Source organism: Proteus sp. GOKU, from assembly GCF_015475555.1.
In the GTDB taxonomy this organism is placed as follows: Bacteria; Pseudomonadota; Gammaproteobacteria; order Enterobacterales; family Enterobacteriaceae; genus Proteus; species Proteus mirabilis_B.
In genome coordinates this window covers 1,516,567-1,539,271 of sequence record NZ_CP034105.1, presented here as the reverse complement: position 1 = coordinate 1,539,271, position 22,705 = coordinate 1,516,567, and the positions used below count along the sequence as shown (strand labels likewise).

21 protein-coding genes and 2 pseudogenes are annotated in these 22,705 nt (G+C 33.3%); 5 read left to right on the top strand and 18 right to left on the bottom strand.

Annotated features, from left to right (window positions below):
- Positions 1-125: 125 nt before the first annotated feature.
- The gene (gene tmaR / locus EHE21_RS07015) at positions 126-464 is read right to left on the bottom strand and encodes a PTS system regulator TmaR (protein ID WP_036937771.1); all 339 of its coding nucleotides are present in this window, start codon (positions 462-464) and stop codon (positions 126-128) included.
- Between the two features lie 256 nt (positions 465-720).
- Positions 721-1,983: an MFS transporter gene (locus tag EHE21_RS07010; protein WP_194952235.1), complete on the bottom strand. Its 1,263-nt coding sequence runs from the start codon at positions 1,981-1,983 to the stop codon at positions 721-723.
- Positions 1,984-2,238: 255 nt separating this feature from the next.
- Between EHE21_RS07010 and EHE21_RS07005 the strand changes: the two genes are divergently transcribed.
- The 3 genes from EHE21_RS07005 (at position 2,239) to sbcB (ending at position 4,839) form a co-directional block, all read left to right on the top strand.
- On the top strand, positions 2,239-2,652 hold the full coding sequence (locus EHE21_RS07005) for a VOC family protein (protein WP_194952234.1): 414 nt from the start codon (positions 2,239-2,241) through the stop codon (positions 2,650-2,652).
- A gap of 33 nt (positions 2,653-2,685) precedes the next feature.
- Positions 2,686-3,297: a LysE family translocator gene (locus tag EHE21_RS07000; RefSeq protein WP_194952233.1), complete on the top strand. Its 612-nt coding sequence runs from the start codon at positions 2,686-2,688 to the stop codon at positions 3,295-3,297.
- A gap of 111 nt (positions 3,298-3,408) precedes the next feature.
- Entirely contained in the window at positions 3,409-4,839 is a 1,431-nt protein-coding gene (gene sbcB, locus EHE21_RS06995; RefSeq protein ID WP_194952232.1) for an exodeoxyribonuclease I, read from the top strand.
- A gap of 67 nt (positions 4,840-4,906) precedes the next feature.
- On the opposite strand, the gene dld is transcribed toward sbcB, so the two are convergent.
- Both dld and EHE21_RS06985 read right to left on the bottom strand, forming a co-directional pair.
- On the bottom strand, positions 4,907-6,667 hold the full coding sequence (dld, locus tag EHE21_RS06990) for a D-lactate dehydrogenase (RefSeq protein ID WP_194952231.1): 1,761 nt from the start codon (positions 6,665-6,667) through the stop codon (positions 4,907-4,909).
- A gap of 231 nt (positions 6,668-6,898) precedes the next feature.
- A complete protein-coding gene (locus tag EHE21_RS06985) occupies positions 6,899-7,786 on the bottom strand; it encodes a LysR family transcriptional regulator (protein WP_194952230.1) in 888 nt (295 codons plus the stop codon).
- A gap of 148 nt (positions 7,787-7,934) precedes the next feature.
- Here EHE21_RS06985 and EHE21_RS06980 point away from each other — a divergent pair, with 148 nt between their 5' ends.
- Positions 7,935-9,584 carry an alpha-keto acid decarboxylase family protein gene (locus EHE21_RS06980; protein ID WP_194952229.1) on the top strand — a complete coding sequence of 550 codons (1,650 nt, stop codon included), beginning with the start codon at positions 7,935-7,937 and terminating at the stop codon, positions 9,582-9,584.
- Positions 9,585-9,723: 139 nt separating this feature from the next.
- On the opposite strand, the gene EHE21_RS06975 is transcribed toward EHE21_RS06980, so the two are convergent.
- The 5 genes from EHE21_RS06975 to EHE21_RS06955 form a co-directional block, all read right to left on the bottom strand.
- The gene (locus EHE21_RS06975) at positions 9,724-9,972 is read right to left on the bottom strand and encodes a hypothetical protein (protein WP_194952228.1); all 249 of its coding nucleotides are present in this window, start codon (positions 9,970-9,972) and stop codon (positions 9,724-9,726) included.
- A gap of 59 nt (positions 9,973-10,031) precedes the next feature.
- A complete protein-coding gene (locus EHE21_RS06970; protein ID WP_194952595.1) occupies positions 10,032-10,241 on the bottom strand; it encodes a hemagglutinin repeat-containing protein in 210 nt (69 codons plus the stop codon).
- Positions 10,242-10,424: 183 nt separating this feature from the next.
- Positions 10,425-11,060, bottom strand: coding sequence for an SMI1/KNR4 family protein (locus EHE21_RS06965; protein WP_201161573.1), 636 nt, complete (start codon positions 11,058-11,060; stop codon positions 10,425-10,427).
- Between the two features lie 447 nt (positions 11,061-11,507).
- A complete protein-coding gene (locus tag EHE21_RS06960) occupies positions 11,508-11,759 on the bottom strand; it encodes a hypothetical protein (protein WP_194952227.1) in 252 nt (83 codons plus the stop codon).
- Entirely contained in the window at positions 11,756-12,049 is a 294-nt protein-coding gene (locus EHE21_RS06955; RefSeq protein ID WP_228766743.1) for an adhesin, read from the bottom strand. The genes EHE21_RS06960 and EHE21_RS06955 overlap by 4 nt, the downstream gene beginning before the upstream one ends.
- Before the next feature lie 234 nt (positions 12,050-12,283).
- Between EHE21_RS06955 and EHE21_RS18885 the strand changes: the two are divergent.
- Positions 12,284-12,670 (top strand): annotated as a pseudogene (locus tag EHE21_RS18885) (IS3 family transposase); the annotation flags it as partial.
- A 74-nt stretch (positions 12,671-12,744) separates the two neighbouring features.
- On the opposite strand, the pseudogene EHE21_RS06950 reads toward EHE21_RS18885, so the two are convergent.
- The 9 genes and pseudogenes from EHE21_RS06950 to EHE21_RS06910 all read right to left on the bottom strand — a co-directional run.
- Positions 12,745-14,118 (bottom strand): annotated as a pseudogene (locus EHE21_RS06950) (ShlB/FhaC/HecB family hemolysin secretion/activation protein); the annotation flags it as partial.
- A 436-nt stretch (positions 14,119-14,554) separates the two neighbouring features.
- On the bottom strand, positions 14,555-15,721 hold the full coding sequence (locus tag EHE21_RS06945; protein WP_075674300.1) for a hypothetical protein: 1,167 nt from the start codon (positions 15,719-15,721) through the stop codon (positions 14,555-14,557).
- Between the two features lie 35 nt (positions 15,722-15,756).
- A complete protein-coding gene (locus tag EHE21_RS06940; RefSeq protein ID WP_228766742.1) occupies positions 15,757-18,342 on the bottom strand; it encodes a fimbria/pilus outer membrane usher protein in 2,586 nt (861 codons plus the stop codon).
- A gap of 52 nt (positions 18,343-18,394) precedes the next feature.
- The gene (locus EHE21_RS06935; protein WP_194952225.1) at positions 18,395-19,141 is read right to left on the bottom strand and encodes a molecular chaperone; all 747 of its coding nucleotides are present in this window, start codon (positions 19,139-19,141) and stop codon (positions 18,395-18,397) included.
- Between the two features lie 4 nt (positions 19,142-19,145).
- A complete protein-coding gene (locus EHE21_RS06930; protein ID WP_194952224.1) occupies positions 19,146-19,838 on the bottom strand; it encodes a molecular chaperone in 693 nt (230 codons plus the stop codon).
- An 8-nt stretch (positions 19,839-19,846) separates the two neighbouring features.
- Complete coding sequence (locus tag EHE21_RS06925; protein ID WP_088493210.1) at positions 19,847-20,389, bottom strand: fimbrial protein; 543 nt, start codon at positions 20,387-20,389, stop codon at positions 19,847-19,849.
- 10 nt (positions 20,390-20,399) lie between these two features.
- Positions 20,400-20,954, bottom strand: coding sequence for a fimbrial protein (locus tag EHE21_RS06920; protein WP_194952223.1), 555 nt, complete (start codon positions 20,952-20,954; stop codon positions 20,400-20,402).
- A complete protein-coding gene (locus EHE21_RS06915) occupies positions 20,932-21,630 on the bottom strand; it encodes a molecular chaperone (protein WP_194952222.1) in 699 nt (232 codons plus the stop codon). Before EHE21_RS06915 ends, EHE21_RS06920 begins: the two co-directional genes overlap by 23 nt.
- A 58-nt stretch (positions 21,631-21,688) precedes the next feature.
- Positions 21,689-22,240: a fimbrial protein gene (locus EHE21_RS06910; RefSeq protein WP_098943431.1), complete on the bottom strand. Its 552-nt coding sequence runs from the start codon at positions 22,238-22,240 to the stop codon at positions 21,689-21,691.
- Positions 22,241-22,705 lie beyond the last annotated feature (465 nt).

Here is a 22,705-nt window from a genome sequence, read left to right as displayed (position 1 = left end):
TTTTTAGTGGGTTCTTTTTTTGGTAACTGCTAACCAATTAACTGCGTATTTATAAAGCCAAAAATAAGATAAAAAAAAGCCCCTGAATATTCAATTCAGAGGCATTTAATTTCTTAGCGAAACAATCAGTCTTTTAGATCAGGCAGGTTTTTAATTTCACCCATCGCTTTTAACTGCTTAGATAATTCACGGCGCTCTTTAGACAGATCGGCATTTTTAATAATGTAATCGTCAACACGATCGTCATAGTCACTGCGCATATTAGCAATAATGCCCAGTACATCTTCAATCGACATACCTGGTTTAATATATTCACTTAAGTTGTCTAACAAAAGAACACGTTTTTGGTTATCACGGATCTTTTTCTCATTGTCAGTGATCTCACGACGGATTTTGTTCTTACGACGATACATACGCACAAACTCCAGTACGTTTTGGAAAGACGGCTTGTTTGCGTTATCCATTTCCTACACCTTTACAATTGATATTTAAGATAAATAGTTCTGTTTAAGATTATCGCTTAATCGTGTCAATAAACAAGCAAAGTTTACAAATTTAATTGATTTTGCTTAATTAACAATTGATTAGGATGATATGCATTAATAAATATAGTCAACATTCTTTAACCCGTAAATGTTCACTTAATTAATGATAAAAAAATGGCTACACATTTTCACTGGTAGCCAAAATCGACACTACAAAAGATAAATTAATGAGCGATTAAATAGGTTGTGCTTTGTTTTGATCTTCATGTTGTAGACCATCAAGTGGTAATAATGCTTTCGCATCTGAACGTAAAAACATAGCAGAAAGAAGTGTTGTTCCTATCACCATACATCCCATCACCATATAGGTTGGTGCAAAACCATAATGATCATAACCATAACCAGCTAATGGAGATAATAATGTTGCAACAATAGAACTCACACATTGGAAACCGACTAAATAAAGTGTTGAAGATAAACGTTTATCAAAGTGTTGACTGTTATATTTAAAAATTGAAATCAATAAAATCGGTAACTCAACAGCATGTAATAACTTCATACAAGAGATCAAAACAGGCCCTTCAACTAATCCTGAGCCAATAATACGTGCAGCCATAACACTGCTTGCTAGTAATAAACCATTTTTAGCACCTATTCTATTTACAAGGAAAGGTGCGATAAACATACCACCAGCTTCTAAGAATACCTGCAATGAATTCAGATATCCGTACATCTCATTCCCCTGCTGTAAGGTCGCAAATTGTGATGAGAAAAAGACTGGAAACTGTTGGTCATAAACGCCATAAATACAGGTGCCAATAACAAATAGAATAAGTGCCCAAAAACGAGGTAATGAAAGTAAATTCAGTGCGTCTTTGAGGGTAATCGCTGATGTTTTTCCATGCTCTAATTGATTAAATGCATCTGATTTATCGGTTTTTAATAGTGCTAAAAGAATTAAGAACACAACACCAGAAATAGAAGCCATCACAAAATTGTAATTAGGATCGATATTTATATTGTGTCCAGCAATAAATGTTGCTGATGCCCAACCTAACGATCCCCACATTCTCGCCCTACCGTATTCAAAGCCACGAATACGACTAACACGCTCTGTATATGACTCTAATACGCCAATACCCGCATTAAATGTCATACCAACATATAAGCCCCCTAAAATGGAGCCAACAAAAATATTCCAACGTAGTATTGATGCGAAACCTAGAAAAAATGGCCCAGAAAGAATAAGTAATACTGCGATCACTAATAACAAATTCTTTCTTAACCCTAATTTATCTTGAATAAAGCCATATAAAGGTTGAGCACATAACGCAATCAGAGAAATTGCAGAGAATATTAATCCAGTATCAGTCGCTTTTAATCCTACATACTGATTTAACCAAATAGAAACTAATGAAAATGATGAAGACCAGGTAAAAAAGAAGAAAAATAACAGCGCACTTAAGATCGCATAGTATTTTTTTGAGTCTTTATTCATTGGTTAAGCGCCTTATTAAAGTCATTCCACCCTTAAATGTTAACGTTAACTTTTAAGTTAACAAACAATTTTATCGCTTTATTGTGATATAAAGCACATAAGTTAACGTTAACAATTTGAGTTATGTGTTCTAGATCTACTTTTATCTTTTATTACCATGATTCACAGTAAAAAGCACAAATAGGTATCATATAATCCATTTCAGTTAGTTTCCTTTGCTAAAATAGCTGTATCTTTCATCATTCACTTAAAGCCATGCTAACTGATTTAAACCACCTAACACTCGCAGTCAATAATGTGAATAAAAGCTTTGCCTTTTATACTGAGATATTAGGTTTTAAGCCTTTTGCTTTATGGGATAACGGCGCTTACCTACAACTGGGCTCCTTATGGTTATGTTTATCTCACGATAAACGCCATATTACTGAAGACAGTGATTACACCCATTATGCTTTCAGTTTATCTGCAAATAATTTTGAAACCTTTAAACAACATCTTCTGTCTTATGGCATTACTGCATGGAAAGAAAATAAAAGCGAAGGTGATTCATTCTATTTTTACGATCCTGACCATCATAAGCTTGAAGTCCATGTGGGTGATTTAAAAAGTCGCTTAAAAGCTTGTCGTCAACATCCCTACTCTGGTATGCAATTTTTCGACGAAGATTAAAAGAGTATAAGGACTAATAGCTAAGATAATACTATGGATATACTGGGTTTTATTATTACCTTACTGCCTATCATTATCTCTCCGGGTGCAAGTTTTACAATTGCTTTAGATAACACCCTGACCTATGGTGTAAAAGGGTTATTAATCACGATTGTAGGCACCGCATTAGGCATTATTACTCACGGGATTTTGGTAGGATTGGGAATAACCAAACTCTTAGTTTCGTCCCCTTCTGCTTTTATGGTGTTAACCATCCTTGGTAACTTGTATCTAATTTATCTTGGAATTTCACTGATATACTCAGGATTAAAAGCGGCTAAAAACACTACTATTATTCATCAAAAAGCCTCTATTAAAACCGCTTATATTGCTAATGTGCTTAACCCTAAAGCAATTATGTTATACCTCGTGGTTGTTTCCAGCTATGCCGGGGCAACACCAACATTAGTTAATTATCTTGCCTTATCTTCTATTCATATTTTAATGATGAGCATCTGGTTGATTGCTTGCTGTGGTTTTATTCTATTGTCATCTCAAAAAATTAATATTGTTACCATGAAAAAAGTAATCAATATTAGTGGCGGTACACTCCTACTTATCCTTACTGCGACACCCTATATTAAACACTACATAAGTGTGCTTTGATCTGACATTTCACGTTTACCGCGTTATGGTTTACCATAGTCTTAATTAAACCCAATACAACTCATTGAGTAATGATTTAAAAAATCATCAATAAATTTACGGTAGGAAACCTTGTCTAATTCAGCGAAAACGCCCACATTTTATGTCCATGACTACGAAACCTTTGGCACTAACCCAGCCTTAGATCGCCCAGCTCAATTTGCAGGTATAAGAACTGATATGGATTTCAATATTATTGAAGATCCTCTCGTTATTTATTGCAAACCTAATGATGATTATCTACCTCATCCAGAAGCCGTGATGATCACGGGAATAACACCACAGATTGCGGCAAAAAATGGGGTCATTGAAGCTGAATTTACTCGTCAAATTCATCAAGCTTTCAGCCAACCTAATAGTTGTATTATGGGTTATAACAACCTTCGTTTTGATGATGAAGTCACTCGTAATATCCTTTATCGTAATTTTTATGATCCTTATGCTTATAGCTGGCAAAAAGGAAATTCGCGTTGGGATTTACTTGATGTTTTACGTGCCTGTTATGCGCTGCGCCCTGAAGGTATTGTTTGGCCTGAAAATGAAGACGGCTTTCCAAGTTTCCGTTTAGAGTTATTAACCAAAGCCAATGGCATTTCTCATGAAAATGCCCATGATGCAATGTCTGATGTTTATGCCACTATTGCGATGGCAAAAAAATTAAAGCAAGCTCAACCACGTATGTTTGATTATTTCTTTAATTTACGTGATAAACGCAAAGTGCAGGCGCTAATTGATATTCCCTCAATGACACCGATTGTGCATGTTTCAGGTATGTTTGGTGCCGCGCGTTCTAATTTAAGTCTTGTTGCCCCATTAGCATGGCATCCTGATAATCGTAATGCGGTTATTGTTTGTGACTTAGCCGCAGATATATCTCCTTTATTAACTCTCGATTCAGATCAATTACGTGAGCGTTTATATACACCACGTAGTGAATTGTCAGTTGATGAGCCACCAGTTCCAATTAAATTACTGCATATTAATAAATGCCCAATTGTGGCACCGCAAAATACATTGAGACAGCAAGATGCCGATAGAATTGGTTTAGATGTTGATGCTTGTTTAAAAAACCAAGCGATCTTGTTTTCTCATCCTGAAATACGTAATAAAGTCGTGGAAATATTTGCTCAACAAACGCCTTTTGCTGTATCCGATAATGTTGATTCACAAATTTATAATGGTTTTTTCAGTGAAAATGATCGTAGTGCGATGGAGATCATTCGCTCAACACAACCTCAGAATTTACCGGCTTTAGATTTAACGTTTGAGGATGCGAGAATGGAACCTCTGTTTTTCCGTTATCGCGCAAGAAATTACCCTTCAACGCTTAATTATGATGAACAACAACGTTGGTTGGCGCATAGAAAAGAGATGTTAACGCCAGAAAAACTAACCGAGTATATTAATACCATTCAGTTATTAGCTGAAGAGCACGCCGATAACGAGGAAAAATTAAAACAGCTACAAGAGCTTTATTTATATGCTCAAGAGATTGCGAGTTAATTGATAAAATAAAAGGCAGGTTCTATCCTGCCTTTTATTTTAATTTAATAAACGCGATAGAAAACTATTATTCTTTATTCTCTGCATTCGCATCATGATGAGTACGTCCACAACCACACTCTTCACCCCAATATTTTAATTTTGAGGTTTTACCAATACCTGGGTTCATACTATTGGTTGGATCGTTATGTTTATAGAATGCTTTTAATTGAGGCTTAGCATAATACATATGACCCACATTATGCTCTGCGGGATATTCTGCTCCACGTTGATCTAATAATGCCAGCATTTCTGCTTTTAATGCCTTAGCATCAACGCCTTTTTTAATAATGTAATCTTGGTGCATAACATGACACATAAAATGCCCACAATAGAGTTTATAAAGTAATTTACTCTCTATTTCAGGTGGTAATTTTTCAAACCAGTCTTTGTCATTACGGCGCAATGCAATATCTAATGGCAACACATCTTCTACATCATTAATATGAACGGCATGATAACGCACAGCAGCACCTGCGGCGGCAAAACGATGCAAGAAGGCTTTATTTCCTTCTTCTTCAGTACATTCAAAATAATCGCCTGATGCTGTTTTAAAGTATTCTTTTAAATAAGTGGCAGCTTCTTCAATGCCACCATCTGCCATTCTTAACATAAGATGATGTTCATATTTATCACGAAAATCTGTCATACGCTCTGGTAAATGAGCAGGCCATAGTTTGCTCATAAATTGCATGGTTCTATCTACCATGTTTTTAGGTAAAAAAGGCACTTTATTTAATACCGCATCTACTCGCCCTTTTACGGCAAATAATATTGGCATTTTATCTGTGCCTAATTTATCAATTACCAGGAACGTATCTTTTCCATACACTTCAGCCATTTTATAATAGCTTCTGTGCATATATTCCCCAGCAACAGGTAGCTTTTTAAAATGACTTAAAATATGACGACGAATATCTTCAAGCTCGTCCGGATTATTAGTACCAATATAAAAAACCTGAGTGCGATGATCTGCGGGGAAAGTATCTAGTCTCACCGCAAATACAGATAATTTTCCTGCGCTTCCGGCGGCTTCATATAAACGGCGTTCATCATTATTAAAACGAGAGGGTGTATTAGCATCAACATCACGTATACGCTCATGATATTCATGATCAGAAGCTAATTTTTCTGTCGTTTGGATCTGTTTCTCATGATAATGACGATTATCCAAATTAGTTAATATTTCTTCTGGCGTTTCGCCTAAATCAATACCTAAGTGGTTAACTAATTCAGCTTCCCCTTTTTCATTAACACGAGCATAAAGTGATAATTCGGTATAAGCAGGTCCACGACGAACTAAAGCACCACCTGAGTTATTACAAATTCCCCCTATTACCGATGCACCAATACAAGATGATCCAATAACAGAATGAGGCTCACGACCTAATGGCTTTAATACTTTTTCTAAATGCCATAACGTACTGCCAGGAAAAGCGATAACTTGATTATGCTCTGAGAGAACCTGTATTTTATCTTGACGTAATGTACTAATAATCACGATATCTCTATCATAATCATCACCATTAGGTGTCGAGCCTTCTGTTAATCCAGTATTCGCCGCTTGCATAATAATAATTTTATCGGCTTCAACACAGGTTTTAAAAACTCGCCATTGTTCTAATAAATTAGCGGGAAAGACAACGGCTAATGCCTTACCTTGTCCTGAACGAAAACCTTTACGATAACGTTCTGTTTTATGTGCTTGTGTTAGTACCTGCTTTTTACCAACAATACCTTCAAGTTTTCGAATAAAATGTTGATTTACAGAACTATTACTCTCATTCATTTTCCCTATCCTATTCCTGTCATGTCTGATTAATCTTTTATTTGCCCATTTTTATTATTACTCATAAGACTATGTGCAAAATATAAACTTATCATTTATGTAACTACTTTTATACAGCTATCCGCATTTCTTAAAAAATAACATTTATTTATTTTTAATCATTTTATTATTTAAAGATAATTTCGATATTTATTTCTCAAATAGAATATAAATAAGCCTCATTTTAATATTTTATTCTATTATTAGCTTTTCTCTTGCTAGTTGTTCCCACGCTTGGCAACTACGACTTTTATAGCTATTTTTATTATTTGCTAGTGCTATTTGATATGACAACGTAGGCTCTACCACAGGAACAACAACTAAATCATCAATGGGATTTTTATTGCACATGCTGTTAGGTAGAAGCGTTACTCCTACACCTGCTTTTACCATTGCAATAATTAAATCTAAATGGTTACTACGCCCTGCAATAATAGGTGTTGTATTGTAAATACCACATGCACTATAAATTAAATCATTGATACGAAAATCTTCAGAAAAGAAAATAAAAGGCTCATTAATCAACTCGTTAAAATGAACTTCCTTTTTTGTAGCCAAAGGATGGGATGGCGACATTAATAGCATTAAGCTTTCTTCTGAAAAAGGTGTTAATTCAAAAGTATCTTCATTAAAAGGCAATACAACCGCGGCCGTTTCAACTCTTCCTTCTCTCATGGCATCAGCCATTTGCTTAGTGCCTAGTTCAAATATTTTTAGTTCAACCTGAGGATGAAGAGAGCTGAATGCCATAATAATATCAGCAAAATACGTCGAGGCTATTACAGGAGGTAATCCAACATTTAATATCCCTGTTAATGGTCCAGACTTATCCTGTAATGCTTTATTCATATTATTAAATTGCGCAAGTATCTGTTCTGCATGCTCAAACAGTATTGCACCATCATCCGTTAGTCTGACACCATCAACTTCTCTCACTAATAAAGTAACACCTAACTCATCTTCTAATTTTTTAATACTACGACTAATCGCAGGTTGAGTGATAAATAGCGCATCAGCGGCTCGACTAAAACCATTTAATTGAACAACCTCAACAAAATAGCGCAATGTACGAATATCCATTAGCAATGCTTACCCTATTACATTTAGTTATACCCTCAATGATAATAAACCATTTCATATCAAATAATATCCGCGATAAAACATTAAGCATAATGTAAAAGCATTTTTCTGTTTTTACAGACTATTATTCGGATTTTCTGGAGATAATATGAATAAGACTGTCGTTGAATATATGTTAAACCGCTTATATGACTTAGGAATAAGTGATATTTTTGGTGTTGCGGGTGATTATGCTTTCCCCATAGAAGATACTATTTGTAATAGCAACCATATGCGTTGGATTGGTAATTGCAACGAATTAAATGCAGCTTACGCTGCTGATGGTTATGCCCGAATTAAAGGTATGGCTGCGTTATCGACAACATTTGGTGTTGGTGAATTAAGTGCGATTAATGCTATTGCCGGCTCTTATGCAGAAAACTTACCTATCTTTCATTTAGTTGGTATGCCAGCAAGTGGTGTACAAAAAAGTAAGCGTCTGGTTCATCACACATTAGGTAATGGTGATTTTGATGTTTTTTATCAATTAGGCCAACGTCTCGCTTGTGCTCACACAATATTAACACCTGAAAATTGTATTCCAGAAATGGAACGCTTAATTGCGACTGCATTAAAAGAGCGTCGTCCTGTTTATATTGGCTTACCTTCTGATTATGCCACTATGCAAGTGATAGAACATTCACCTGTTACCACACCCAAAAAACCAATAAGCGATCAAGAAATACTAGAAAAAGTGGTATCACGCATTATTGAAAAGCTTACACACAGCAATAATATCTGTGTATTACCAGGTATTTTATCCTCACGTTTAGGGTTATCAGATAATGTCCAATCTTTTATTAATAAGACTGGCTTACCTTATGCCACTATGTTTATGGATAAAAGTATTTTAAGTGAATCGCATCCCCAATATGTTGGTATGTATGATGGCAAATTAATGACACCTGAAGTCAGAGAATTTGTAGAAAATAGTGAGTACGTATTGGGAATTGGTGCAATGATGACTGACTTCAATACCGGAAGTTTCACTGCCAATATTAAACCAAAACAATTTATCAACATCATGCCTGAATATGTTGAGATTGATTCCGTTATCTATACATCCATTTATATGGAAGACGTGCTCTCAGCACTAACTCAAAGATTACCGAATAGAACTTATCATCAGATAAAAGCCAAAGGATTAGGTGAAGCTGTATTATCTGATAACGGTAAAATTACTGCTCAGTATCTCTATCCTTATTTAGAAAAGTTCTTTAAACCTAACGACATTATTATTGCTGAAACAGGTACATCATCAATGGGATTAGGCTTCGCTCTATTACCTGAAGGCGCACAGTTCCATAATCAAACATTATGGGGCTCTATTGGTTGGGCAACACCTGCATCATTTGGTGCTGCACTTGCAGCGCCTAACAAACGAGTTATTTTAATTACAGGTGAAGGCTCGCATCAATTAACCGTACAAGAGATTAGCCAATTTGTTCGTTTTGGATTAAAACCAATCATCCTTGTTTTAAATAACGATGGTTACTTAATTGAACGATTATTGTGTGATTACCCTGAAGCTTATTATAACGATCTTGCTCAATGGAATTATCATCAATTACCTAAAGCATTTGGTGCAAGAGATTGGCATTGTGAGAAAGTCACAACAATAGATGAATTAAATAAAGCGCTTGAAGTCGCAGGATCCTCAGAAAATGCCTCTTATATCGAAATAGTAACAGAGCGATATGAAGCTTCTGAATTAGCACAAAAATTAAAAGAGTCTAAAGATTCGCTTTATTCTTTTTAAGTTATAGTATGATTTAAATAATAAAACCTAGCCAATGTTTATTTAACTTAGGCTAGGTTTTTGATAGCGTTCTTTGAGTCTTGCCAGAGATTTATCTATTCTTTTCAGCCAAATAAAATCAACTGTCACTTTGAATTTTTTAATAACTAAAAATACTGTAATAGCCATTCTTATTTCTCGGATAGTGGTTAAATACTTGAGATTCTTCCCACATATAGTCACAGAGATGGTCAAGCAATAGCTCTACATTTTTAATACGTAACAAATTTATTAGTACATCACTAAAACAGTTATTTACCATAACCGCAATTTTTCCATTTTTATCCATTGCAAACCAAGTATAAATAGTACCAAAATCAGGTTCCCAATTTTCATTTAAAACACTCACTATTCCTTTCCTTTAGCCAAGTAACTCTGCAATTGTCGCAAGTGGAGTCTTTCTGAGCATTAAGATCCGCAATCTTGAGCTGCATTTAGCGTCGTATTGGTGTAATAGGTGTGATCGCCCTCTTCAAATCCCTTACCTCGACTACCATTCGCATTAATGTTAACGCCAACACCATCAGAGCCCACCGTCACACCAACGCCAACAGAAGCAATTTTACTTTCGTTTTTGCTGTCTGTTGTTTCTTGGTTTTGTGCTGATTGTAATGTGATTTCTCGCGTTGTATCTGGTGATTGTGATAGACCAAAATCATAACTGCAATTTCGCTGAGAGAACTCAGATTTACACTGAAATTCAGTTCATTCTCCCAGTCGAATAACTATTTATTCAACTGGTGGAGAAAGAATAGATCAACCCAAAAGGCTTCTGTGTGAAACTGGAATTACTATCTATAACTAGTTTCTCGTATCAATAGAAATTCCCGTACCATCTGGAATATTTCTAATTTGTAATGCAATACTCGCTCTAGACTTCATCGCATCTATAGAATTTGATAGATATAGATTTTCTAATGCATATTCCCCTCCTAAAACAAATGGGACCTTAGGAATTAGCCTATGCATTGATGGAATTTTTCCATAAATATTCTGCCATTGATTAGCTAATGAATACCCAGTTAAAAAATTATAATCATCTAAAATTGCTTTACTCCACTCCTCAAAGCTTCCTGCCAACTCACTAAATGAACCTGTCTCTGGATCAAAAACTTGAATCAGATCATCTTTGATACAGAACTGATTTCCAAAAATATCTTCTGCAAAAAAGAATGCTTCTTGCGCCATATCTTTATATGCAGAAATCCACAATCTATTATTATTCCAATCAATTACACCGACTTCTTTACCTATACTTTCATATGGAAATAAGTGTAATGCTGATTCAAATCCATAAAAACCGTTCTTTTTTTCTAGCAAAAAAACTAGTTGGTCTATTAATGATTGCCCATAATTTGATTCAATATTTTTTTTCAATTGATTAGGTGAGATGTCATCACTGCAAATTGATAATAATTTGTCTATAAAAAATCCCATTCTTATTTTCCTCTATCTTTTTCTTGTTTATCGCTATCACTCACTGTCCATGTACCTTGTTATACCGCAGATTGGATAGTGTTTTTCACGCTACAGCTATGGTTTTATACTCTCTATAGCGAATTTTTGATATTTATAAACTATCTAAAGTTAACGAATATTAAATAGCATAACAATCCAAACGACTGTTCCAACACTGCTACCAATGAAGTCACCTAGTTTGATAGAATTCATCCAATCTAATTGATTTATGCATTGATCTGTTAAAAACCATTCTCCTGATAAAGATAAAAAAAGAAAAAGAAAAAGAAAAAGAAAAAGAAACCATATATAAAAATCATAAAAAATAATGAATATATTGAGAGTTTCATTAATAATTACTCCAATTGATATATCTGTACTATATTTTTTAAATATACACTTATGCAACTGTAAAGATTATTTAAATTATCTTTTTTTCATTTCCGATAATTGAATAATAAAAATACTAATACCAATAATAATTCCACCTCCTATACTCATCCTTAATAATCGCTCTACTTTATAATCTTCAAATGATATTGACATTGGAATATCTAAATAAAAATAAGAAAAAACAAATAGAAAAAAGTCAAAAATGATCCCTATCAGAAATAAACCTCCCCCTCCTACAATGGAATATAAAATAATCATAAAAATAAAAAGTAACACTTTTTTCATTTTTCTTCTCTTTTATCTATTAATTCTTGTAATTTAGATGCACCATATTCAGCCGAGAAACTACCACTCATATTACTTACTCCAGAAGAAATTTTACTTTCGGATACTTCCTGCATAATATAAGACTTTCCCTTAACCTCTGACTCTGAATATTTTCTCAACACTTCATTAAATCTGGGATTATTACCTTTTGTTATTATTTTACCAACCCAATTAGTTACAGGTTTTACTATAAAATTACCTAATCCATACCCCATTAATGCTCCACCTCCTGTCGTGATTGCCCCCATTGCTGGAAGAGGTGATTCTGAATATCACGCCCAGTAACGTTATCGTTGGTTTCTGAAAAGGCTTGATAGAGATTGTCATAAACGGTGTCTAATCAAAAAATACTGATTTACCTGTTTTATTAAAAAACGTGAAAATAAATAAAAAAGATCCTAGCCTAAATTAGGATCTTTTTTAGATATTTGACCCATCCTAAATAAGGTTGACACTTTTCCAATCTGAAATTGGAGAGTGTAATGAAACCAATCACTAAACGAACTCAACGCGATTATTCTCTCGCTTTTAAATTACAGCTTGTTGACCAAGTTGAAAAAGGCGAATTAACCTATAAACAAGCTCAAGATCACTATGGTATACAAGGATGCTCTACTGTTTTAGTTTGGCTTCGTAAGCATGGTAGGTTAGATTGGTCAAACGGTACCCCTGATACTTTTTATAGAGGTTCAGCTATGACCCAATCTTCTGAACAACAAACGCCGGAACAACGCATTAAGATCCTTGAAAAGGAACTTGAAGAAGCTCGGCTTAAATCCGATTTTTTCGAAGCTGTGGTTAAAGTCATGGATAGAGACTTTGGAGTTCGTTTGTCAAAAAAGCACAAAGCCGAGTTATTAAAGAAAAAACGGTTAAAAACCTCACTGAGTGTTCTTTCACCATCAAATCCACGAATAGTCCAACGATTACCAATTGCAAATTGGTCAATGGGTGTTAATGCATCGTGAGTCATTTGTTTGCGATAGCTTGCTTGGTATTTAAATTGCTGTTGGGCAATAGATATTGGAATATCTAATTCAGCTCGCCACGTTAAAATATTCGCTTTATCTGTTGCATAGTAATTATCAAGATACTTTTCTTCGTAAGCCGCCATTGAACCAAACCAGCGAGTGCCTTTTTGGTAATTTATACTACCGTCCAAAGTCCCAAAGCTAAAATATTGACGATGCGAGAGATTCACTAGCCAATGACTCACTCGTCGGCGTTGTATTTCAATTTCGGTATTATCAATATAATTTCGCAATACTTTAGCTTGAACACCATAACGTAATGTTGTTTTACTATTTTGATTACGAAAGAGAATGTATGACACACCTGCATTAACGCTATCACTTTCTCCTGAATAGAGAATATCTTTAATATGACCTGCTACAGTCTGAGAGTAATCATATTTCGAGGCGTTAATATCGAATAACCAATAGCCAAAAGGCACTGAATAATGCGCCATAATATTTTGATTATTCTTACTACCAACAAAGTCTAAATCACGTTCTGTTGATAAATAGAACAAATCACTCAGCGCTAAAGGATTATCTAGTGCTAACATTAAACCACCTTGATAACGCCCTGTTGCAGGTGATCCGGCATCATTTATCCACAATGAAGTATGCCAGAAACGAGATTGTTTTCGCTTTATCACAATGTCGCTTTCACCTGCATTTTCACCTGGCTTTATTTCCATTTCTGCACTAACAACTGGTAATCGTTGCAGATTTTCTAACCCTTGTTCAATATCTCGTAAATCGAGCAGTTGTTTTTTATGTGCAGGCATACTGGTATACAGCAAGGCGTATTTATCAGAGTCATCAGTAAACTTAACATGGCGAATAATGCCGGGAACTATTGTTAGATATAAAGTTCCGCGACTAATATCTTGTTCAGGTACAACAATACGCGTGGTGATCCACCCATGCATTAATAACCTATTTTGCATACGAGTCACTAAAGCGTTTATTCCTTTTACCCCCAAACATTGTCCTATAAATTCAGTTTTAAAAAGAGGTAAATTAACCCAATGAGGAATAACTTCAGCATTTGTTATTTCAATGTGTTCTATTTGGAAGCAAAGCTTTTCTTCTGTTTTATTCTCTGTTTCTTCATATTTGCTAATATCAAAATATATATTAGGTATTTCAGGTGTTAATTGTTGATAAAGTGCTTCTTGTTGGCTTTGATTATGCTGTTGTTGCTGATTAAAGATTTCCGTCGCTTTTTCAGAAGCATCTGCTGAAGATATGGGAGTATTAAAGAGCGTAAAAAACACCCATAAATTTAAAAAGAGTATAATTTTTTTCATATTGTACAATAAATAGAGTGTGTGATTTTAATTGTATTTAGGATACATCTAATCTTTAACATTATTGATATTAAAGTATATAAAGTAAATATCAAAAAATGAATAACAAATAAAACACCATAACTTTGACAATATAAAGATTAAAAAAATCAACTTATGTTAAAAAATTAGCTTTATGTAATCACAAAAATTACTTAATAAATTAATTAATGTTAATCTTAATTAATTATAAAAATTAAAATAAATTTCACTTTGAATTAAAACATAGCCATTTATTTAGTTTAAATAACTTAAATTGAAATAATTTATTCATTATTGAAATTCGTATTCTAGTTAAAATAAATTCTTAGCTTAAATCAATAGAAATAAAAATATCTTCCATAAAAAAGTGGACCTTAAGGTCCACTTTTATTTTTCTTTTCTAAATTTGTGATTTTTATCCACGGACAAAAATATTCACATCTACTTTTCCGCGGTATTCACCTGCTTTTGTCCCATCTGGTTTGCAAAGAGCCCATTTGATACCAAATATATCAGGTTGATTATTCCCCATATTGGTTCCACTTAGCTCAATATCAGTATTATTGAACTTTAATAAGTTGTTATTATTTTCATCAGCACATTTTAAATTTGGTATTGAAGTTTGCTTATAAGGCAATCCTATAACCCAAGGCTTTTTGTTAGATACAGTACCATTAATAGGAGCTAAGACTAATTTATTTACATTACTTGGGTCTAAACTTCCCTCTTTAATTACCGCTGACATATTTACAGGGTTACCTGTCCCCCCACAGGATAATGTAAATACAGAGTCTTTAATGACTTCATTTGTAAATGTCATATTTTCATTAATTTGTTGATTAGATACACCTGTAACAGCACAAGAACGTTTTACTGTTACATCAGCAATTACGTTAACTTGTGAAAAAAAGTCACCACTAGCACTCCGACCAAAACTACCTACATAAAAAGGAGTGCCTTTATACGTTAACTTACCTGGCGTTAAATTAGCATCAATATAAACAGGAAATGAACTTGGTGTTGTGACACTAACAACTTTTGAGCCACCACCAGGAACTGTTGTCGTTGCATAATTATGTGGCACAAAACATACATTAATGCTAGATGATTCTTTATCAACGAGACTACTATTCACCTGAAAAAATTGCCCCGAATAAGCACTTTGATAATTAGAACTAAAATTAGATAAACTGACATTGAAGTTAAATTGTGGTGTTACATAAACTGCCGTACTTGTATTATTGGAATGCGTTAATTTTAGACCGTATTTATTAGTTTGCCCTGGAATTTTAGAAACAAATGTAGAATCACATCTCGTTTTTGACTGACTTAAAGAAATAATCGCATACTTAGTATCCCAAGAAGAGTTACTGCTATTATCATAAACAGGACTCCCAGGAAAACTACTATTCCCAGTCAATGTACCATTTATATATTGAACTTGTGTAGGGCTAATATTCATATCAATCACCCCAGTTAAGCTTAATGTCATAGCCCCCCTATCTGTTCCAGCTAAAACATTAAATGACGAAGTCATTAATACTGAAGTTAGTGATGCCATCATTAAATTACGCATTTTCATTGTTATGCATCCACCTATAAAATAAGGATTATTTTTTATTGGCAAGAAAGAGATAAAATTCTTATTGGTTGCTTGCTATTGACTTCAATATTACTTAAGCCACTATATGAAACGTTGCAACTTTGCTGATTTTTATTACCCCATTTCACTAACAACTTGCCATTATCAGGAAGTCCACTCATATAAAGCTGGCCATTTTCACCAACAATACCTGTATTCAAATCATTAGGATTATCAGCATCAATTAACGTAGCAATAGCGCCAAATGGGATAACACTTTTATTCTGAGAAAGATTTAAAATAGCCTGGAAACCAATCTTTGTTTTAAAGGTAACCTTAACAATAGCGCCTTTTGTCGGAACTACATTTTGAGATGTGGATTGTAGAGTCGTATTATCAGGCAATGTATTTACATTTAATGCAATTGTGTTTTGGCGATATTCTGTAAGATACGGTGATAACGCATATCCCTGTCCATTAATCGCACCATTTCCTGAACTTAATTCAGTACCTTTTGCTCCAGGCGCTTCAACAATGGCCATACTATTGCCCATACTTCTACCTAGCAATAAACCACCTGAATGTAAAAGCAAACCACCATTCATGCTGCCATTAACATTATAGTAGTCACTTGAATAATTATAATTTAGAGAGGATGTACCGTAGTTACCTGAATAATTAGCATATACTGAGCCATTATTAGATTGGCCTTGGTTAGCCCAAGATTGAGAAATACCATAAGATAAGGAGTTATCAAATGCACTACCAGATAATCCGACTTGCTGGTTAGTTCTTCCATTATTATCATGGTTTATCATGTAAGTACTATTAAAATTGCTGAGCGCAGGCGAATTACTAAACACACTAAATGGAACGCTCACATTAAAACTAATTTGCCTATTTTCAGGCCAGCTATCATCTGATTTTATTCTATCAATACTGTAATTAACGCCAAAGTTAATACCACGAATATTGCCATTATATCCTGTCGTAAGTTGAGTAACATTCTTATCTTGTTCCCAATAATTATAACGGCTACCAGATAAATAAATACTACCGTACTGACCTAATGATTGTGATAATGACGTTGTAAAACGACTTTTTTCTCGTTCACCTAACCACGGTGAAGTACCATCTTTTAACCGATAATCTTCCGTATTAAATTGATTAAAATCGTAATAATCTTTAGTTGAAAAACGTAATGCAGTTAAGTCAACAGAGGTTCCTGTCGTGGTCATATTCTTAGAATAGCGGAATCGATAAGATTGCCCATTTTGGGAGCCTATTGTATTAAAGTCAGCATGAGCATGTGTGATATCTGTAGACAGAGCCCCCCAATTACCTAATGAAATTCCTATCCCAGAAGAAATAGCATAATAATCTTTCGCACCTAATAACCCACCATAAAGAGTGACATCATGAGGTAAACCATAAATACCACTAGCAAGCAGAAAATCTGCTTTTTTAGAACCAACCGTTGTGCCACCATCAAATCGCCCAGTACTAATTTCATATTTCCAACCACCCGGTCTTAACATTACGGGTAATGATGAAAAAGCAACTGTAAATGTCCTTTCTGAACCATCTTCTTCTTTCACTGTGACATCCAAGTTCCCTCCTGAACCACTCGCGTAAAGATCGGTTATTTTAAATGCGCCGGGTGCAACATAAGTTTGATAAATGACATTCCCATTTTGTCGGATAGTAATTTGCGCATTAGATTGAGCAATCCCACTCACATCTGGAGCAAAACCTTGTTGACTCGCTGGCAACATCTGTTCGTTAGAAACTAAACGCATACCTTTCATTGGTATACTATCAAAGACATCATTTCCGGTTGTAGTTTCACCAATAATAAATTCCGATCGTAAAGAATAAAGATTACGAGAAAGATATGTATTAGAAAATTTATTACTATTATTACTTTGAGTCTCTACATTATTTGAATTTCGGGTATACGTCTGTGTCATTGTCGAACGTAAACGCCAATCATAAAGATTAAAACCAGCTCTTAGTTGAGCAAAGAAATTATCATTTTTTTGTTTCCCATTATTATTAACTTTATCAAAATGGCTATCGTTAGAAGAATGCCCTCCACTAAACATATAATTGATAAACATGGCAGAAACACCACTATCAAAAGAGGCGGGATCAATATAGCCAACAGCATCATTGGACATAACAATTTGAGGAAAACTAGTGATTAGTTTTAATTCTGCTAAATTTACTTTTATTAATGCATCAGGAATATATTCATTAATATCATAAATAACCTGATCACTCTTTAACATATTTAACTTAGGTATCATTTTAGTATTAACACCTAATTCATCTAATAATTCTCGGGTTATTTCAGGCACCACTTTATTATTAGGTCCTTTTACCAAATTAATAATGAACTCACCATTATTATTACTATTGACATAAACTAATAAAGATATTTTACCTTCAGGTAACGCATCTTTTTGTGAAAATTGGCTTAAATCAATTTCATTTGCAGATGCACCTAATTGCCCATCAAGTAATGCGGGATCAAAATAATCCTCTGCAAAAGAATTAAATGAGAACAAAATAAGTGATGTAAAAAAACTGTATCTAAACATTGCCATTGATTTATTCATTTTTACACTCTTAACCTTTAGCTTTATAAAAACATATATTTTTATAAATTTATTAATTTACTGTTTTCATTTTTTCATCTAATGGGAACATAAACTCATCTAATACTTGCCAATGAATAGATGTAACATTTTTTTTATTAAAAAATAAGTATTCTTGTGTACCAAATGGAGGTACATTTTTCGATAACTCTTGCAGCTCTATCTCTTTTCCATTTATTTTTATTGTGTTAAAAGCCAAATAAATAGGTGAATCATTTTTAGCAATTATCTTATTACCATCAATTGATAATGATAATTTTTTTTCTGCATCTTTTATTTTTATACCTTCAAGAGATTTTGGCCGGTAATATACTTTAAAGTTTAATGCTCTAATAAAATTCATCTGCACATTTGGAGTTTCTTCAGATGTAGATGGTATTAATCGAAATTGAGAAATATAAACACTCTCTCTATCTGTTGGTAATGCGCTTTCTGAGCCAGTAAACTTAATTACCCACTCATAGTATTCTTCAGGCTCTATTTTTTGTAATAATGGAGTTAAAATAAAAGGAGGGTTCTCTTTTTTATCAATTAATTGTAACCCCGTAGATTCATCTAACCATCTCATACTCACTTGAACGAGATACGCTTTTTTTTCATTATTTCTTAAACCGATAGAAATGCTTTTACTACCTTCATTATATGTCATTCTTTGTAATGAAAATTCAAATGCATTATTAGCAGACCATGCTAATTGGCAATAAAAAAAACCTAATATCAAAGCAGCAATAGAAAAAATACGACTATTTAAAACGTTCATTTCATTAGTCCTTATATTTTAATTCTTTTGATAATTCACCATAGTCGTTAATTACATGCCAACTAGCTTCTTTTATTGATACTTCTACCAACTCAGCTTTGCTATAAGGTGCTAACAAGAGAGTTTTATTATATTTTTCATTATTAACTTTAATTGATGTTAATGTCATATAATACGGTGTTGGGTTATCTAAAAACCACTTTCCTTCATTTTTTTTAATAAAGATTTTTTTGTAATCTTGTTCTGAAGGTCTTGCTATATTTTCAGGTCGATAAATTACTTTAATCACAAAATTAGTTATTAATACTAGTTTTGATTCCTGTGATTCACTTTCATCAGGTCGTTTAGTAGAGGGGATAATTTTTGTATTCAAATAAAAGAGTGACTCTTTGTCATTGGGTAAATCTTGAGTATCTTTTAATAAAATACGTAAAGATGATACGCTCCTATTCTCTAAACGAAACACAGGAGGAGTAACAATAAAATTAGATGACAAATTTCCATCAATTTTTTCAGTAACGCCAGCTTGTATTAAATAAGGTTGATTATCATCATTAGAAATATATACACTTTCACTTGAACTACCTTCAGAAAAAATAACACGTGTTTTTCCTAAACTAACCCCTTCAGCGTTAGCATTAAAATAACTAAAAGCTAATATTAAAACCATGGAAATTTTTATAATAAAATTATTCATATAATATCTTAATCAACGATATACGAAAAAGTTAACGTTGCCGAAAACTCTCCAGTTTCAGGATCACAAACTGTAGGGTCTTTGCATTTGACATAGGTATAAAGTGTTTTTTCTAATTTATCTATACTTATGTTATTCCAAACCGTATCTTCAGATTTAAAAAAATCCGTATTAGTATTAGATTGAGCAACATTATTTTTGCTTGATACTCTGATACCAAAACTTTTATTGAGATCATCATTAAAAGTAATCGTATTTAAAGTGCTTTTTGCCTTCATCGTCACATAGGTATCAAAAAAGTCATTCGTTTTACAGTCACTCAGTAATACCTTTATCGGGATAGGTTCTATAAGATTATTTTTAATTTTATTCGATTGAATACTACCAAAATTAACTTCATTGTTACTTGTTCCTGAAACTGAGAGCTTGCAGGTCTGTTTATCAATGGTCACTTTAAAGTCAAATTCAATACTTTGAGCACTAAAACTAATAAAGAGTGCTGGTGTAATAAATAAACTTAACAAACTCCTTTTCAATAGAAATATATTCATATTTACTTTCTCAAGGTTGTATAAGTGTTAATGCTAATATTGCTTTTAGCGTACCGGGATTAACCGCTGAACTGTCTTTCTTAACGAGCTCGACTTCAAAATCTTTATTTTTATTACCATTTCCCGTTGTAATATAAACAGAACTTGTTCCAGAGTTAAAATTAATTAAAGAACAATGATCACCTTTACAGTCGTATAGAGCAAAACTCGCATTAGTTGGATTATTCACCGGCGATATTTTGTTATTTGCAATTTGTGTTCCAGATCCCGCTTTTATAACAACTTCCATATCTGGTGTTTCATCAACATAATCTTGACAAAGATAGTTAACAGAAAAAGGTATTTTGTTTTCTTCTTTTACACCTATTTCATCAACATTTTGCATTAATGTTGATTGAGAAAATTTCACTGTTTGGTCTGATAAAGTAAAAGCACATGTACCTTTTGTTACTGAGCCTTTTACGATGACAACCGCAGAATCATCAACAGCGCTATATCCATAAAAAGAGATACAAGTTAATAATGCGCCCAATACAATTGGTTTAAAATGTGGCTTTATGTTCATTAAATCCACCTAAATCATCTATTGTACGCCATTGAACACTTCCTTTATTTACACCTGTAGGTAAGGCATATTTTATCGAGCTATAAGGTGCGATCATGGCATTGTTATTAGCCAAACTAACATCTAGCTTTATATTGTTGACAGAGAACCCAGCAAAATTGATGTAATAAGGGGAATTGTTGACTACCTTTAATTGTTTTCCTTCCACACTAAATCTTAATTTCTTTTGCGCATCTTCTGATGTCATCGGTAAGTTTTTAGGTCGGTAGAAAAGCTTTATGACATTATCAAATCCTACACTTAGGCCTGCTGTATCAGAATTATTGCTTTGTCCAGGGATCATCTTTGCATGAAAATAAAAGATACTTTCTCTATCTTTCGGTAAAGAATTACTCATGGCATAAATTTTTACTTCATGCCTTGATAAACTATTAATTCTAAAAAGAGGAGGAGTGACTTGAAATACAATTGGGTTTTCATCAGAGGAAATATAGGCTTGTACCAAATAATTTATTTTTGGTTCTTCATTACGAACGATAACACCTACACTATTCTCACCTTCAGGATAAATAATACGTGTAGCGTTTAAACCCACTCCTTTAGAATAAGCAAATGGAGATATAATTATTAGTAAAATAACAAAAAATTTTCTTATTCTATTTGTAATTTTAATCATTATATTTCTTCTTTAATGAGAGGCTCTATTAAATAGAGCCTCTAAAAATTAAGTAATATTAGTTATAAGCAACAGTAAAAGTAACTGGTACTTTTAATTCATCACTTGTTACTGCACCATTTGTTAAATACAGACCAGCAGTCATCGGAATACGACCAGTGCCGTCTTTAATGATCTCTTGTCCTAATTTCAGACCTGTTTCAACATTTGGTTTAACTAAAGTATTACTTGCTGTTGCTAACAATTTTACAGCTAAAGAAGCTGCTGTTGCGTTAGCAAACATTTCAGAATCAAAGTTTGATTTATTACCACGAGCATAAAGATTGATTGTTCCATCAGCTGCTAATGCTGCTGTACAATTAGAAAGCTCTAAATTAAACGTCTTGTTATCTCCTAATTGATCACCGACGTTTTTGCCAGTCACTTCATCACTTGTGAAGGTTCCCCAATCAATTCTAGAACCTTCTGTTGTTGAAGAAACATCACAACTTGCGGCACGAATTAATGCTTCGAATGACACCGTTGTACCCTGTGTCGCAGCAAAAGCATTACCTGCAACCATAAATCCAGACAACACGATAAACGGAGCAACTTTCTTAATTAAAGACATATTGTTACCTTTCGTTTTTAAATAAATCGCCTATTGGAATTAGTATTATTCCCTTAATCATCTTAATTAGATTTGAATTAAGAAAATATATTTTCTAATCCTAATTAAAGAGTAGCACAACAATAAAAATTTACTCATAGAGTAAGTTTAAATTGCATAATGATAATTATTTAAAACACTTTATTTATAAAGTATTTTCTTTATTTTTAGGATATTTGACTAATCTTTAATTGAGCATCAATATAATACTTAAAAAGTAAAAAAATATATTTTGAATATATAAAGTTTGTTTTTCATATATATAGATACATTCAAACTAATATAAAAAATTATTTAATTTAACTTAAACAAGTAAATTAACCTAATTATAAACACTTAAGAAAAACCCTAGGCCCCATATAAAATTATTTTTAATTTTTTTATTTGAATGAGTAAATATCCTTAATCTTATTGTATATAAATCAA

Excerpts from the sequence above, each read along its gene's own strand:
- EHE21_RS07010 (WP_194952235.1), bottom strand. The coding sequence starts at position 1,983 with ATGAATAAAGACTCAAAAAAATACTATGCGATCTTAAGTGCGCTGTTA.
- EHE21_RS07005 (WP_194952234.1), top strand. The coding sequence starts at position 2,239 with ATGCTAACTGATTTAAACCACCTAACACTCGCAGTCAATAATGTGAAT.
- EHE21_RS06920 (WP_194952223.1), bottom strand. The coding sequence starts at position 20,954 with ATGAACATAAAGCCACATTTTAAACCAATTGTATTGGGCGCATTATTA.
- EHE21_RS06945 (WP_075674300.1), bottom strand. The coding sequence starts at position 15,721 with ATGAAAATGCGTAATTTAATGATGGCATCACTAACTTCAGTATTAATG.
- dld (WP_194952231.1), bottom strand. The coding sequence starts at position 6,667 with ATGAATGAGAGTAATAGTTCTGTAAATCAACATTTTATTCGAAAACTT.
- EHE21_RS06930 (WP_194952224.1), bottom strand. The coding sequence starts at position 19,838 with ATGAATAATTTTATTATAAAAATTTCCATGGTTTTAATATTAGCTTTT.
- EHE21_RS07000 (WP_194952233.1), top strand. The coding sequence starts at position 2,686 with ATGGATATACTGGGTTTTATTATTACCTTACTGCCTATCATTATCTCT.
- EHE21_RS06980 (WP_194952229.1), top strand. The coding sequence starts at position 7,935 with ATGAATAAGACTGTCGTTGAATATATGTTAAACCGCTTATATGACTTA.
- EHE21_RS06925 (WP_088493210.1), bottom strand. The coding sequence starts at position 20,389 with ATGAATATATTTCTATTGAAAAGGAGTTTGTTAAGTTTATTTATTACA.
- EHE21_RS06965 (WP_201161573.1), bottom strand. The coding sequence starts at position 11,060 with ATGGGATTTTTTATAGACAAATTATTATCAATTTGCAGTGATGACATC.
- EHE21_RS06955 (WP_228766743.1), bottom strand. The coding sequence starts at position 12,049 with ATGGGGGCAATCACGACAGGAGGTGGAGCATTAATGGGGTATGGATTA.
- EHE21_RS06935 (WP_194952225.1), bottom strand. The coding sequence starts at position 19,141 with ATGAACGTTTTAAATAGTCGTATTTTTTCTATTGCTGCTTTGATATTA.
- EHE21_RS06915 (WP_194952222.1), bottom strand. The coding sequence starts at position 21,630 with ATGATTAAAATTACAAATAGAATAAGAAAATTTTTTGTTATTTTACTA.
- EHE21_RS06960 (WP_194952227.1), bottom strand. The coding sequence starts at position 11,759 with ATGAAAAAAGTGTTACTTTTTATTTTTATGATTATTTTATATTCCATT.
- tmaR (WP_036937771.1), bottom strand. The coding sequence starts at position 464 with ATGGATAACGCAAACAAGCCGTCTTTCCAAAACGTACTGGAGTTTGTG.
- EHE21_RS06910 (WP_098943431.1), bottom strand. The coding sequence starts at position 22,240 with ATGTCTTTAATTAAGAAAGTTGCTCCGTTTATCGTGTTGTCTGGATTT.
- EHE21_RS06940 (WP_228766742.1), bottom strand. The coding sequence starts at position 18,342 with ATGAATAAATCAATGGCAATGTTTAGATACAGTTTTTTTACATCACTT.
- EHE21_RS06985 (WP_194952230.1), bottom strand. The coding sequence starts at position 7,786 with ATGGATATTCGTACATTGCGCTATTTTGTTGAGGTTGTTCAATTAAAT.